Source organism: Streptomyces sp. NPDC001315, assembly GCF_042896175.1.
GTDB lineage: Bacteria > Actinomycetota > Actinomycetes > Streptomycetales > Streptomycetaceae > Streptomyces.
The window spans coordinates 98,748-111,137 of record NZ_JBIAWZ010000010.1; the positions used below are offsets into that span (position 1 = coordinate 98,748).

General features: G+C 71.4%; 12 protein-coding genes. 9 read left to right on the forward strand and 3 right to left on the reverse strand.

From position 1 onward, the window contains the following. Positions 1 to 30 precede the first annotated feature (30 nt). The 9 genes from ACFY16_RS26015 to ACFY16_RS26055 all read left to right on the forward strand — a co-directional run bounded on the left by ACFY16_RS26015 (position 31) and on the right by ACFY16_RS26055 (position 10,201). Positions 31 to 1,281 carry an acyl-CoA dehydrogenase family protein gene (locus ACFY16_RS26015; protein ID WP_390649591.1) on the forward strand — a complete coding sequence of 417 codons (1,251 nt, stop codon included), beginning with the start codon at positions 31 to 33 and terminating at the stop codon, positions 1,279 to 1,281. A 100-nt stretch (positions 1,282 to 1,381) separates the two neighbouring features. After that, complete coding sequence (locus ACFY16_RS26020; protein WP_390649592.1) at positions 1,382 to 1,927, forward strand: flavin reductase family protein; 546 nt, start codon at positions 1,382 to 1,384, stop codon at positions 1,925 to 1,927. Further along, positions 1,924 to 4,074: an acetate--CoA ligase family protein gene (locus ACFY16_RS26025; RefSeq protein WP_390649593.1), complete on the forward strand. Its 2,151-nt coding sequence runs from the start codon at positions 1,924 to 1,926 to the stop codon at positions 4,072 to 4,074. The genes ACFY16_RS26020 and ACFY16_RS26025 overlap by 4 nt, the downstream gene beginning before the upstream one ends. Positions 4,075 to 4,144: 70 nt before the next feature. After that, on the forward strand, positions 4,145 to 4,819 hold the full coding sequence (locus ACFY16_RS26030) for an enoyl-CoA hydratase/isomerase family protein (protein WP_390649594.1): 675 nt from the start codon (positions 4,145 to 4,147) through the stop codon (positions 4,817 to 4,819). Beyond that, on the forward strand, positions 4,809 to 5,297 hold the full coding sequence (locus tag ACFY16_RS26035; protein ID WP_390649595.1) for a (2Fe-2S)-binding protein: 489 nt from the start codon (positions 4,809 to 4,811) through the stop codon (positions 5,295 to 5,297). Before ACFY16_RS26030 ends, ACFY16_RS26035 begins: the two co-directional genes overlap by 11 nt. Then, positions 5,294 to 6,160 carry an FAD binding domain-containing protein gene (locus ACFY16_RS26040; protein WP_390649596.1) on the forward strand — a complete coding sequence of 289 codons (867 nt, stop codon included), beginning with the start codon at positions 5,294 to 5,296 and terminating at the stop codon, positions 6,158 to 6,160. Before ACFY16_RS26035 ends, ACFY16_RS26040 begins: the two co-directional genes overlap by 4 nt. Then, on the forward strand, positions 6,157 to 8,316 hold the full coding sequence (locus ACFY16_RS26045) for a xanthine dehydrogenase family protein molybdopterin-binding subunit (RefSeq protein ID WP_390649597.1): 2,160 nt from the start codon (positions 6,157 to 6,159) through the stop codon (positions 8,314 to 8,316). The genes ACFY16_RS26040 and ACFY16_RS26045 overlap by 4 nt, the downstream gene beginning before the upstream one ends. Before the next feature lie 21 nt (positions 8,317 to 8,337). Further along, positions 8,338 to 9,144, forward strand: a complete 807-nt coding sequence (locus tag ACFY16_RS26050; protein ID WP_390649598.1) for an enoyl-CoA hydratase/isomerase family protein — start codon at positions 8,338 to 8,340, stop codon at positions 9,142 to 9,144. A 64-nt stretch (positions 9,145 to 9,208) separates the two neighbouring features. Beyond that, positions 9,209 to 10,201: an ABC transporter substrate-binding protein gene (locus ACFY16_RS26055; protein ID WP_390649599.1), complete on the forward strand. Its 993-nt coding sequence runs from the start codon at positions 9,209 to 9,211 to the stop codon at positions 10,199 to 10,201. Between the two features lie 109 nt (positions 10,202 to 10,310). On the opposite strand, the gene ACFY16_RS26060 is transcribed toward ACFY16_RS26055, so the two are convergent. Genes ACFY16_RS26060 through ACFY16_RS26070 form a run of 3 tightly spaced genes read right to left on the reverse strand, consistent with a single transcriptional unit; the run spans position 10,311 to position 12,273 of the window. Beyond that, positions 10,311 to 11,219, reverse strand: coding sequence for an alpha/beta fold hydrolase (locus tag ACFY16_RS26060; RefSeq protein ID WP_390649600.1), 909 nt, complete (start codon positions 11,217 to 11,219; stop codon positions 10,311 to 10,313). Continuing rightward, positions 11,216 to 11,620 carry a RidA family protein gene (locus tag ACFY16_RS26065; RefSeq protein WP_390649601.1) on the reverse strand — a complete coding sequence of 135 codons (405 nt, stop codon included), beginning with the start codon at positions 11,618 to 11,620 and terminating at the stop codon, positions 11,216 to 11,218. The genes ACFY16_RS26060 and ACFY16_RS26065 overlap by 4 nt, the downstream gene beginning before the upstream one ends. Further along, the gene (locus ACFY16_RS26070; RefSeq protein ID WP_390649602.1) at positions 11,620 to 12,273 is read right to left on the reverse strand and encodes an RraA family protein; all 654 of its coding nucleotides are present in this window, start codon (positions 12,271 to 12,273) and stop codon (positions 11,620 to 11,622) included. Before ACFY16_RS26070 ends, ACFY16_RS26065 begins: the two co-directional genes overlap by 1 nt. Positions 12,274 to 12,390 lie beyond the last annotated feature (117 nt).

A 12,390-nucleotide genomic window follows, 5' to 3' on the forward strand; every position in this document is an offset into this window, starting at 1 on the left:
ACCATGCCGTGGCCCCTGACTAGGAGCACCATGACCACCAACGCAGTCAACGCCGCCGGACCGACCGACGACCGGCCGCCGCCGGCGGTGCTCGTCTCACGAGAGGAAGCGCTCGCCGCGACGTGCAAGCTCAAGGAGGGCATCGCGGGGCGGGCCGAGGAGACCGAGTCGGCGCGCTCCGTCAGCCCCGACTCGATCGCCGAGATGGTCGACGCGGGCCTGTTCGGGATCGTCACGCCCAAGCGGTACGGCGGCTCCGAACTGGGGTTCGCGACCCTCCTGGAGGTCCAGGCGGAGATCGGGTCGGCCTGCGCGTCCACCGGCTGGGTCTACGGCGTCCTGGCAGGACACACATGGCTCGCCGCCCTGTTCCCGGAGCAGGCCCAGGACGAGGTGTTCGCCGACCCGCGCAGCCTCATCGCCTCGCTCATCCGGCTCGGAGGCAGTCCTCCCGAGCGGGTCCCCGGAGGATTCAGGTGGCGGGGCGGGACAGGGCGGTTCTGCAGCGGCATCGACCACTCCGACTGGGTGCTCGTCGGCGGGCTGGTGTCCGACGGCGACGGCGCGCCCGAGCCGTGGTACTTCCTCATCCCGCGCGGCGACGTCGAGATCGTCGACGACTGGTACACGGTGGGCCTGCGCGGCACCGGCAGCAAGTCCCTCGTGGTCACCGACGCCTTCATCCCCGAGCACCGGGCGGTCCGGTTCGCCGATCTCAGCGCGGGAAACGCTCCTGGCGCCGCGATCCATGAGGGCGGCCTGTACCGCCAGGCGTACGACACCGTCTGGCCGTTCTCCCTGCCGGGGGCGGCGGTCGGAGCGGGGCGGGCCGCGCTCGAGGTCTTCACCAGCAGCACCCGCCGGCGCCTCGAGGGCCTGCCGCCGATCGCGCAGGCCTCCAACGGCACCGCGCTCGCCCGTATCGCGAAGGCGGCGTCCCAGATCGACGCCGCGACCTATCTTCTGCTCCACCACGCGGAGGAGGCCGACAAGGCGCCCGCCCGGCCGGTCTTCGACACCGTCGCCAGGGCGCGCCGGCAACGTGACCTGGCCTTCGCCGTGCAGCAGGTACGCGAGGCCGTCAACACGCTCTACGAGGCCAGCGGCGGAAGCGGCGTCTACGAGTCGGGTGCCATCCAGCGCTGGTGGCGCGACGTGAACACCGCCGCCGAACACGTCGCATTCACCTGGGACCTGGCGTCCGTCGCCTTCGGCCGCGCCGCGGTGGGCCTGGGGCAGGGCGAGGGGCCGAAGCCGGGGCCCGGCGTCAGGGCGCGCTGAACGGACAGCGGGGTCGTCGGCCGCTCGACGGCGATCGGCCATGAGGCCGACGACCTCCTGTCAGTAGTGCACTAATTGGTTACTAAGAGCAGGAGATGGTATGGGATCGCTCGAAAGTGCCACCCGACTGCCGCGCCCGCCCACCGACGTCGAAGACAACCTGGGCTCCGACCAGTTCCGGAACATCATGGGCAGCTTCCCCTCGGGGATCACGGTCGTCACCACCCTCGGCCCCGGTGCGGTGCCGCGCGGTGCGACAGTCACGGCCTTCGCATCGATCTCGCTCCAGCCGCCCGTGCTCATGGTGAGCCTGGCAGCGGGATCTAGGACGCTGGGGGCGATCCGCCGGCACGGTGCCTTCGCTGTCCATGTACTCGACTCGTCCGGTGCCGCTGTCTCCCAGCACTTCGCGGCGCCGGCCAGCGGCTTCGACGGCATCACGTGGGAGCCGTCCGGCCTTGCGCGCGGCGTGCCGGTTCTGTCGCGGCACACGGTCGCGCACGCGGAGTGCCTGCTCCATGACATCCACACGGTCGGCGACCACCAGTTGGTGCTCGGTCTCGCCGTCGGCGGGCGTGCGTCGGAGGACACGCCGCTCGTCTACCACCGTCGCACCTACACGTCGATCACGGAGGAACTCGTATGACGTCCACGACCACCCCGCGGCCGCTGACCGCGATGCTGCATCCCGCCAACATCGCGATCGTGGGCGCCTCGGACAAGGGACCGACGGCACGGCAACGTGCCGACCTGACGCGGACGGGATACGCCGGCGCCGTGTACCCGGTCAACCCCCGGCGCCGGGAACTGTGGGACGGACCCTGCTACCCCGACCTGGCCTCGCTCCCTCAGACGCCCGACCACGTCATTCTCAGCATCCCCGCCACCGCGGTGCCCGCGGCGCTGGAGCAGGCCCTGGCCGCCGGGGCACGGAGCATCGCGATCCACGCGGCCGGGTTCGGCGAGGGCGGTGACGACGACGGCCGCGCGCTCGCGGACAAGGTCCGGGCGATCGCGGCCAGCAGCGACGTCCCCGTCACCGGCGGCAGCTTCGGCGGCTTCTACCGCCAGGAGTCGGGCGTGATGACGCTCAGCCTGTCACGGGTTGCCGAGGGCGAGGGCAGTCCCGTCGCGCTCGTCGGCCAGAGCGGCGGAGTCCTCATGTTCACCTACGAGGCGCTCATGGACCGCGCGATCCGGCCCACCACCGTCGTGGCCTCGGGCAGTGAACTTCTGGTCGGCTGCGCCGACTTCGTCGCCGAACTCGTCGAGGACGACGCGACAAGAGTCGTCGCCTGCTTCGTGGAGTCCATCAAGGATCTCGACGCGTTCGGCAAGGCCTGCCTGCGCGCCCGGGAACTCGGCAAGCACATCGTCGTCCTCAAGGTCGGCGCGTCGCCGGAGGGGCGTGCCGCCGCGCTCGCCCACACCGGATCGGTCGTCGGCTCCCTGGAGGCGTTCGAGGCGCTCGCCGCCGAACTCGGTGTGGTCACCGTGAGCACCCAGGACGAACTGGTCGACGCCGTCGAACTGCTGCTGCACTCCGGCGGCCTGCCCGGCCCCCGGATCGGTGTCATCAGTCACTCGGGAGGCCTCAAGGACCTCGTCATGGACTACGCCTCCCGCCTGGGCATCACCTTCCCGAAGTTCGACGACGCCACGATCGAGAAGGTCGCCGGACTCCTCGGCACCGGCTCCTCACTGGGCAACCCGCTCGACACCGGATTCCCCGGACTCTCCAACCCGGACATCTACCGCCAGTGTGTCGAGGCCGTGGCCGCCGACCCCAACGTCGACGTCGTCCTGGTCCAGGAGGAACTGCCGCGCAGCCCCCTCAAGCCGCGCGAGGAGAAGTACCTCCGCCAGCTCGCCGAGCAGGTCAGGTCCGGTGCCGTGAGTAAGCCGGTGGGCGCGATGTCCCTGTCGTCGTACAGTCTCACCGACCACGCCCGTTCGGTCCGCGACGGCCTCGACGGCGTCTTCGTGCTGCAGGAGGCGAGCCGCGCGCTCGCGGTGGTCACCAAGGCCGGCCGGGCCGCCACACCCGCCAGGCGGGCGGAACGGCAGTCGCCCCATCCCGACCTGGACGCCATCCGCGCGCGGCTCACCGAGCTCCAGCGCCCGGGCGTCCCGACGCCCCTGTCCGAGCACGACTCCAAGCAACTGCTCGCCTCCTACGGCATACCCGTCACATCCGACCGGCTGGCGCAGTCCGCGGAAGAGGCGGTCAAGGCCGCCGAGGAGATCGGCTTTCCGGTCGTACTCAAGGTCGCCGGCGCCGGGATCAGCCACAAGTCCGAAATCGGAGGAGTACTGCTCGATCTGCGTGACGCGACCACCGTGCGCGAGGCCTTCGACAAGCTCGCCCAGGCGGTGGCCCGCGTGGCCCCGGGTGAGCAGGCCGAGGTGCTGGTCAGCGAGTTCGTCAGCGGCGGCGTCGAACTGGTGCTCGGCCTCAGCCGTGACCTCGAGGTCGGCCCGGTGGTCGCGGTCGGCTCCGGCGGTGTCGCGGTCGAAATCCTCGACGACGTCGCCGTCGGCCTGCCCCCGTTCGACCAGGAGACGGCGGCCGCCCTCCTGGCGCGGACCAAGGCAGGCCGGCTGGTGGGCGGTTACCGCAACGCCGTCCACGACATCGAGTCGGTGCACCGCGCGACGATCGCGATCGGCGCCCTCGCCACCGACCTCGGCGACCTGGTCGAAGCCGTCGACATCAACCCGCTCACGGTGACCGCCGACCGCGCCTGCGCCCTTGACGCCCTGGTGGTGCTGAGCCCGGCGGGCGAGGCCTGACACCGCGAAGCCCGTACCCGGAACGACCCCGCTCGCTCCCACGACGCGTGACGAAGCAAGAAGGAGAACCATGAAAACGGCAACGGCGGTCCAGGCGCAGGTCGTCGGCGGCGTCGGACACCTCGTCCTCGACCAGCCCGACCGGCGCAACGCGATGACGGCGGAACTCGTGGACGAGGCCATCGCCGCCCACGACGACTTCGCCGCCTCCGGAGTGAAGGTCGGCCTGCTGTCCGCGACCGGCCCGGTGTTCAGCGCGGGCGGCGATCTCAAGGCCAAGCGGATCCCGGGCGTGCCGCCGGCCGGCGTGCGGCTCATAGAAACCTTCGACAGCTCGCCGATCCTGTGGGTCGCCGCGGTGCACGGTCCGGCCATCGGCGCGGCACTGCACCTCCTCAGCACCTGCGCAACCGTCGTCATCGCCGACGACGCCTGGTACCGCGTCCCCGAGTTCCTGCACGGCCGCTACCCGCGTCCGGTCGTCGCCGCGCTCGCGGAGATCATCGGCCCGCGCCGCGCGCTGCGGATGGCTACCACGGGCGAGAAGATGCCGGCGGAGGAAGCGTTCGGCCTCGGTCTCGTCGAACACGTCGTGCCCCCGGCCGAACTCATGGACACAGCCTGGGAACGCGCCCGCGCGCTGGCGGACACCGATCCGTCGGCGAACGCCCTCACCCTCGCCAACGAGGCCTGGCGGAGCCGGCTCGGCACCCGCCCGCTCAAGGGAGCCTCCGGTGCCCGATGAACCCGACGCCGACGGGCTCACCGAGATCAGCCTCACCGTCAACGGCGAGTCCGTGACGGCACGGGTCCCCGCCGACCAGAGACTTGTCGACTTCCTCCGCGACGAACTGGGACTGTCCGGCACCAAGATCGGGTGCGAGGTCGGTTTCTGCGGGGTGTGCTCCGTGCTCCTCGACGGCACCCCGGCCGGCTCCTGCCACACGCTCACCGTCCTAGCCGACGGCCGTGACGTCGTCACGGCCGAAGGTCTGGCCGCGCGTGAGCGCGCCGGTGAGCTCCGACGGGCCTTCATCGAGGAAGGCGCCTTCCAGTGCGGCTTCTGCACATCGGGCCAGCTCGTCATGGCCTCCGCGCTCGTCGACACGCCGGACGCGGGCGAGTTGACGGCGGGGGAGCGCGCGTCGCGGATGGCGCTGACGCTGTGCCGGTGCACCGGCTACTACGGCATCCAGCGGGCGATCGACCGGGTGCTGACATGACCGTACTTCTGCGTGAACCGGCGACGCTGGAGGAGGCGGCCGGCATCCTCACCGCCGACCCGGGCGCCCGGCTCGTCGCCGGAGGGGTGACCGTCTGCCTGCAGATCACCCACCGCCGCAGCGATCCGTCGGCACTCGTCCTGCTGCGCCGCGTGCCCGGACTCTCGGGCGTCACCGTCCTGGAGGACGGCGCTCTCGAGATCGGCGCGCTGACGACCCACGGCGAACTGGCCGCCGACCCCGAACTCTCCGCGCGTCACCCGCGTCTGGCCGAGCTGTTCTCCGATGTCGGCAACGTGCGGGTGCGGGCGGCGGGGACGATTGGCGGTAACCTCGCCAACGCTGACCCGGCCCAGGACCCCGCGGTGCTCCTTGCCGTGATCGGCGCCGAGGCCGACATGGTGTCGCCGCGCGGCGAACGGACCGTCCCGATCGCCGGCCTGTCGGCCGGCGCGTGGCGGAGCACCCTGGCCGCGGACGAGGTGATCCGGCGTGTCCGGGTGCCGCGACTGCCTCCAACGTCCCGGACCGGCTGGTCGAAGATCCAGTCCGGCAGCCTCGACGACTATGCGACGGTCAACGCCGGTGTCCGGATGGACCTGGGCGCCGACGGCACGATCGCTTCCGTACGGGCGGTCGTGGGCGCGGCCGTTGCGTCGCCCCGCGTCTTCGACATCCCCGCACTGGCCGGCTCGCACCCTGGCGACACCCCCGCTCTGAAGGCATGCGCGCGGGAGGCCACCGCGGACCTGGAGACCGTCACCGACCACCGCGGCAGCGGCGACTACCGGCGTCACCTCGCCGGTGTGGCACTCGGCCGCGCGCTCACCCGGTGCCTCGACGACGGCAGGAGGGCGGCATGACCGGCAGGCCTCTCACCGACGGGACGGTGGTGCCGTCGGTGGACCACCTCGACCGGGTGACCGGTGCCGCGGTCTACGCCGCCGACGTGCCGTGCCCCGGCGCGCTGCACGCCGCGCTGGTGCGCTCGACCCAGGCCCACGCCCGTGTGGTCTCCGCGGACACCAGTGAGGCGGAGAAGCTCCCCGGTGTGCACACCGTGCTCACCGGCGCCTCCACCGGGGCACGGCGGTTCGGGCGGTTCACCGCCGACTACCCGGTCCTCGCCGTCGACCGGGTGCTGTTCGCCGGCCAGCCCATCGCCGCGGTCGCCGCGACCGACCGGCGGACGGCGCTGCGTGCCGCGGCACTCGTCAACGTCACCTACGAGCCGTTGCCCGCGGTGACCGACCCGGCCGAAGCGCCGGCCGAGGGCGCCGTCGTGCTCCACCCCGGGTACGACGGCTACACCAACCCGGTGCCCGGCCGGCCCGCGCCCAACGTCCAGGGCAGCGGATCGCTGAACTCCGGTGACGCCTCGGCCGCGCTGGGGGAGTGCGACCTGGTCGTCACACACACCTACACCTGGGACCGCTCCCACTCCGCGCCCCTGGAGCCGCACACCTGCCTGGTCGACGCCACCGGGCCACTGGTCCATGTGTGGGCCGCGCACAAGGAGCCGTTCAAACTGCGGCGCGATCTCGCGGCCATCGGCGGCCGCGACGAGTCCACGATCGTCATCCACCCGGTCAAGATCGGCGGCGACTTCGGAGCGAAGGGCTCGCCTTTCGTCGAAGGGCCGTGCCTCCTGCTGTCCGAGGCGACCGGGCGGCCGGTGCGCGCCGCCCTGCCCTTCGCCGAGGAACTGGCCGCGACCGGTGCCCGCCACGGAGGTTCGGTGGAGCTCCGGGCCGGGCTGCGCGACGGCAGGCTGCATGTCCACCAAGGCCGCATCACCCTGGACGGCGGTGCCTTCGCCGCCCTCAAACCGATGCCAACCGGTGTCCTGCCGCTGCTGGGATTCGCCGTCGGCGCGTACGACGTGCCCCATGTCGACGAGACAACACTCGGCGTCTACACGAACAACGTTCCCGGCGGCCATGTCCGCTCCCCGGGAGAGTTCCAGCTCGCGTTCGCGGCCGAATCCCACATCGACGAGCTGGCAGCCGAACTGGGTGTGGATCCACTCGAGTTCAGACGCGAACACGCCGCACACGCCGGGATGGCCGGCATCGTCGACCGGCTCGCGAGGGCGTCGGCCTCATGGGAGACGGGCGAGCGTGACGGTCTGCTCCTCGGCGTCGGTCACTCGGTCTTCCACCGCGGCCCCGGCCCCGGCGAGAGCACGGTGCGGCTGCGCGCGACCGCCGGCGGCGTCCTGCTCGACGTCGGTGTCCCCGACCAGGGCGCGGGCAGCTACGAGTTGTTCCGCCGAATCGTGAGCGACCGGCTCGGCGTCCCCGTGGACCAAGTCGTGGTGACCGGAGCCGGCACCGACGCGGGCCTCACGGACGCCGGCGCCGGCGCCAGCCGGGTCACCGTGGTCGTGGGGCGCGCGACCGCTGCCGCGTGCGGCGAACTCCTCGCCGCACTGGAGGTGGCGCGGCCGCCGGACGATCCCGGATGGCTCGGCCACCTGACGGCAGCCCGGGGCGAGGTCACCGTGAGCGCGACGGCCGGGGTCTCACGCCAGGAGTTCCGGACACTGCGGGCAGGACTCGGCGGCCTGGCCGTCCAGGCCGCCGTCGACCCCGACACCGGAGTCACACGCGTCCTGCGCGCCCATCTCGTCGCCGACATCGGCCCGGTGCTCAACCCGCCCGCCGTGCGAGGCCAGCTCGAGGGCGGCTTCGTCTTCGGCCTGAGCCAGACGCTCTACGAGCGCCTGATCACCGACGGCGACGGCGCGATCGTCACCACCGGCCTCGACAGCTACAAACTGGCAGGCCACTGCGACGTACCCCCGCTGGAGATCGAACTGGTCGAATCCGCGGACGATCCGAGGGACTTCTCAGCAATCACGGCGGTCGGCGAACTCGCGAACCTCGGCGTCCCCGGAGCCGTCGCCAACGCCGTCGCCCGTGCCACCGGCGGACGCGTCCGCCACCTTCCGCTCACCGCCGAGCGCGTCCTGGCGGCCGTCACGGCCACACGGGACTCGGCGCAGACAGCTTCGTAGAAACAGAAAAGGAGCCGGCCCATGTCCGACAAGATCCTGCTCGACAAGAAGTACGACGAGAAGGTCGCCGTCATCACCATCAACCGCCCCGAGAAGCGCAACGCGTTCGACGCCGACATCCTGAACGGCTACATCGACGCGCTCGACGAGGTGCGCGACGACGACGGCATCCAGGTGGTGCTCACCCAGGCCAACGGCCCGTCCTTCGCCGCCGGTATGGACCTGCACTATCTGCGCGACTTCCGGGCCTCCTTCAAGCCCGTGTACGACTGGGGCCGGATGAAGGCACCGGCCCGCCTGTCGCTCGCTCTTATCAACTACCCGAAGATCAGTGTGGCCGCGGTCCACGGCTACTGCCTGGGCGGCGGATTCTCGCTGATGATGGCGCACGACGTGGTCATCGTCGCAGACGACGCCCAGATCGGCATGCCCGAGGTGCTGCGCGGCAGCTTCGGCCAGGGCGTCACCGCCCAGGTGATCAAGGAAGGCATCCCGCGCAAGAAGGCGGTGCTCCTGCAGTTGCTCGGCCGCAATCTGAGCGGCCTCGAGGCCGAGCGGCTCGGCTTGGCGACGTTCTCGGTGCCAGCCGGAGAGGTCAAGGACGAGGCCCTCAAGATCGCCACCGAGCTCGGCACCCGCAACCCCTCGGTCCTCGCCCACGCCAAGATCGCCATCAACCTCGACCAGCACCTGCCGCTGGAGCACGCGATGTGGTCCGACGACATGGTGGCCGCCCGGATGCGGGTGTCCATCGACCCGCTCGGCGACGTCGAGGGCTACCTCAAGTCGCAGAAGGGCGGCACCAACAAGGACTACCAGCGGAACTGAGCCGACCGGCCTCCTCCCCCGCCCGAAAGCGGGGGAGTCCACGCAAGCACGCAAGGAGACGGAGATGACGCGGCTGAGCCTCAGCGCCTGCCTGTCGCCAGGCCTGGTCACCGACCCGCTCGCGAATCAGTCACCCGAGGGGATCGACTGGACGGTGAGCCATGTCCACCCCTCGGAGATGTTCTGGCGCCAGCTCAAGTTCAGTGACTTCGACATCTCGGAGATGTCGCTGGCCACATTGCTGATCCAGTACGCACAGGGCGTCAGGGACTGGGTCGCGCTGCCCGTGTTCACCATGCGCCGCTTCTTCCACACCGGCATCGTGGTGCGGGCGGACAGCGACATCAGGCGGCCCGAGGACCTGAAGGGCGCTCGGGTCGGCGTGCCGGAGTACCAGCAGACCTCGGCGGTCTGGTCGCGCGGGGCGCTGCAGCACGAGTTCGGTGTGGCGCCCTGCGACATGACCTGGTTCATGGAGCGACCGCCGGGGCTGAGCCATGGCGACGCGACCGGTTTCACCCCGCCGCCCGGCGTGACGGTCAGTCAGCTCGACGGCACGGACACACTGGCGGAGATGTTCGTCCGCGGTGAGCTGGACGCCTCGCTGGTGCATCTCACCGGCACCAATCTGATCGACCGCGGCGGCGCCCAGGGCGGCCGGCACGCGCCGGTGCGCCCGCTCTTCGACGACGGCCGGGCCGAGGGGCTGCGCTACCTCGCCTCGACCGGGATCCTGCCGGTGAACCACTGCGTGGTGATCCGGCGTTCCATCGCCGAGGAACATCCGTGGGTGGTGCTCAACGTGTACGCGGCGTTCGAGCGGGCCAAGGCGGAAGTACTGCGCCGTACGGCGGAGTTGGTCGATCTGTTCGGCCAGGTGGGCATCACGCCGCCCGAGGCCGCCGACTCGGTGGCCTCGGGAGATCCGCTGCCCTACGGATTCGCGGGCCAGCGGCATGTCCTCGAGACGCTGGCGGGCTTCCTGCACGAGCAGGGCCTGGTGGGCGACACGATCGATCCCGCGAGTGTCTTCGCCGAGCAGACACTCACGCTCTGAGTCGCACACACGACGGGTTCCGATGCGGTAAGGCCCGGTGACGCCTGCTCCCCCAGAGCGTCACCGGGCCTTACGTTGTCCCCTGGCTCATCGGGGCGCGGAGGTCGGGTCAGCCGCCCGGTTCCGAGGCGGTGCGGAGAAACGTCTCGAGGACCAGGCCGAAGAGGTCCGGGCGCTCCCACTGCGGCGAGTGACCGCACTCCGGCAGCACGGCCAGCGACGTATGCGCGTAGCACCCGGCGAGGGCGCGGACCATGGGTGGCGGCAGGAACGGATCGGCGTCTCCCGTGAGCAGCAGCACCGGACACGTCAGGGCGCGCAGCGCATCAGGATCGATCCGGCCGGGTGGGGGACCGTCCGGCGGGCGTCGGTCGGCACCGGCGCTCTCGACCGCGATCCAGCGGCGTACCCCTTCCGGGTCGGCTGCGCGATAGGCCGGGCCGAGTTCGCGGAACCACGCGGGCAGCTTGGCGAACAGCTCCGGGAGGAGCGGGGCGGTGCCCGCCCCCTGCGGACCACGCAGTCTCACGCCCGCCATGCTCGACGCGAGGGTCAGCGTGCGCACGCGGTCGGGATGGCGGAGGGCCATCTGGTTGGCGATCCGCGCGCCTTGCGCCACCCCGACGAGGTGCACGGTGTCCAGCCCGAGCCGGTCGGCGATCGCCAGGGCGTCGGCGGCCTCGTCGTGGACGCCCCCGACATCACGGGAACGCCCGTGCCCCCGGCGGTCGTAGGCCATGGCCCGGAAGCCGGCCCGTGACAGCGACGCCAGCTGGTGGGCCCAGAGCTCCACCGAGCCGACCCCGGAGTGCAGCAGCAGCACCGGATCGCCGCGGGTCCCGGTGTCGTCGGCCCCGGTGCCGCCGGAACCGGTGTCGACGGTCCACAGGAACGCCCCGCCCACATCGACGTACCTGCCCGAAGGCAGTGGGGGCGGCGACGGGGGTGCGGCTATCGGGGGTGCGGCCAGGTGGCCGGCCGCGTCCAGCTCAAGTCCGGCGAGCGCGTGGACCGTCATGATTCCTCCGCCCTCGGTGCGGCCCCCGGCACGGCGAGCAGCTCGCACTGGACCGCCATACCCGGCGGCAACTGCTGGGTGAGGGTGTGGCGCGCCGGACGGCTTCCGGGGTCGGGGAACATCGCGGTCCATTCGGCGTTCACCGCGTCGCGCAGCGCTCTGTCGGTGACGAAGAAGGTCATCTTGACGACGTCGTCCACGGTGGCGCCGGCGGCGGTCAGGACCGCGCGGACATTCTCGAAGACGAGTCGCACTTGTTCGTTTCTGTCAGGGGTGAGCTCGCCGCTCTTGCGGTCGATTCCGGCGATGCCGCCGCTTGCCAGGATGCCCCGGTGCAGGGACGCGACGGGGATCGGCTGCCCGCGGTGGCCGAGCCCTTCGACCTCGATGGCGCGACGCATCACACGGCCCCCTCGACGGCCGGCATGCCGTACAAGTCGATGCTCCGCTTGCCCTCGCGCAACAGGCGTATCAACTCCGCCTCCTTGCGCTCCCGCTGAATGCCGGCGGCTATCGCCTGACGCGCTTCGGCCGCTGGAACCACCACCACTCCGTCGGCGTCCCCGACGACCAGGTCGCCCGTGTGGACCGTGGTGCCGCCGATGACGACCGGCTTGCCGAGCGAGCCGGCCAGGGCGGGGTTCTTGCCGGTGCCGCGGATGCACCGTCGTTCGCTGAACACCGGAAATCCCAGGTCAGCTGTCTGGCGTGTGTCGCGGACCCCTCCGTCGATGATCAGCCCCGCGATGCCGCGGGCGAGTGCCGCCTCGGCGAGGACCTCGCCGAAGTAGCCGTACTCGTAACCGCCCGCCGCGGTGGCGATGATGACGTCGCCGGGTGACGCGGCGTAGATCGCGTGGTGCAGCCACAGGTTGTCGCCCGGGGGCAGCGTGACGGGGAAGGCCCGGCCGCTCACCGGCAGGCCGGGGGAGACGGGCGTGATCCGTGAGGGCAGGGCGCCGGCCGTTCCCGCAGCCTCGAACAGGGTGGCGGCTCCCAGCCGCAGGGCGGTCTCGAGCTCCTGCGATCCGATCCCGGCAGGTGTTTCTGTCATGCGGAGTCCTCCTTGACACGTCCGGCGTGCGCAGATCTTGCCTCGTGGAACCTGCGGGCCTACAGTAGCGCACAAGTTTGTTTCTTCGTGAGCGGTGTCACTCTTTCCGAGGAGCTC

Bases quoted from the DNA above. Each gene is read 5' to 3' on its own strand.
- ACFY16_RS26015 (WP_390649591.1), top strand. From the start codon at position 31: ATGACCACCAACGCAGTCAACGCCGCCGGACCGACCGACGACCGGCCG.
- ACFY16_RS26020 (WP_390649592.1), top strand. From the start codon at position 1,382: ATGGGATCGCTCGAAAGTGCCACCCGACTGCCGCGCCCGCCCACCGAC.
- ACFY16_RS26025 (WP_390649593.1), top strand. From the start codon at position 1,924: ATGACGTCCACGACCACCCCGCGGCCGCTGACCGCGATGCTGCATCCC.
- ACFY16_RS26030 (WP_390649594.1), top strand. From the start codon at position 4,145: ATGAAAACGGCAACGGCGGTCCAGGCGCAGGTCGTCGGCGGCGTCGGA.
- ACFY16_RS26040 (WP_390649596.1), top strand. From the start codon at position 5,294: ATGACCGTACTTCTGCGTGAACCGGCGACGCTGGAGGAGGCGGCCGGC.
- ACFY16_RS26045 (WP_390649597.1), top strand. From the start codon at position 6,157: ATGACCGGCAGGCCTCTCACCGACGGGACGGTGGTGCCGTCGGTGGAC.
- ACFY16_RS26050 (WP_390649598.1), top strand. From the start codon at position 8,338: ATGTCCGACAAGATCCTGCTCGACAAGAAGTACGACGAGAAGGTCGCC.
- ACFY16_RS26055 (WP_390649599.1), top strand. From the start codon at position 9,209: ATGACGCGGCTGAGCCTCAGCGCCTGCCTGTCGCCAGGCCTGGTCACC.
- ACFY16_RS26060 (WP_390649600.1), bottom strand. From the start codon at position 11,219: ATGACGGTCCACGCGCTCGCCGGACTTGAGCTGGACGCGGCCGGCCAC.
- ACFY16_RS26065 (WP_390649601.1), bottom strand. From the start codon at position 11,620: ATGCGTCGCGCCATCGAGGTCGAAGGGCTCGGCCACCGCGGGCAGCCG.
- ACFY16_RS26070 (WP_390649602.1), bottom strand. From the start codon at position 12,273: ATGACAGAAACACCTGCCGGGATCGGATCGCAGGAGCTCGAGACCGCC.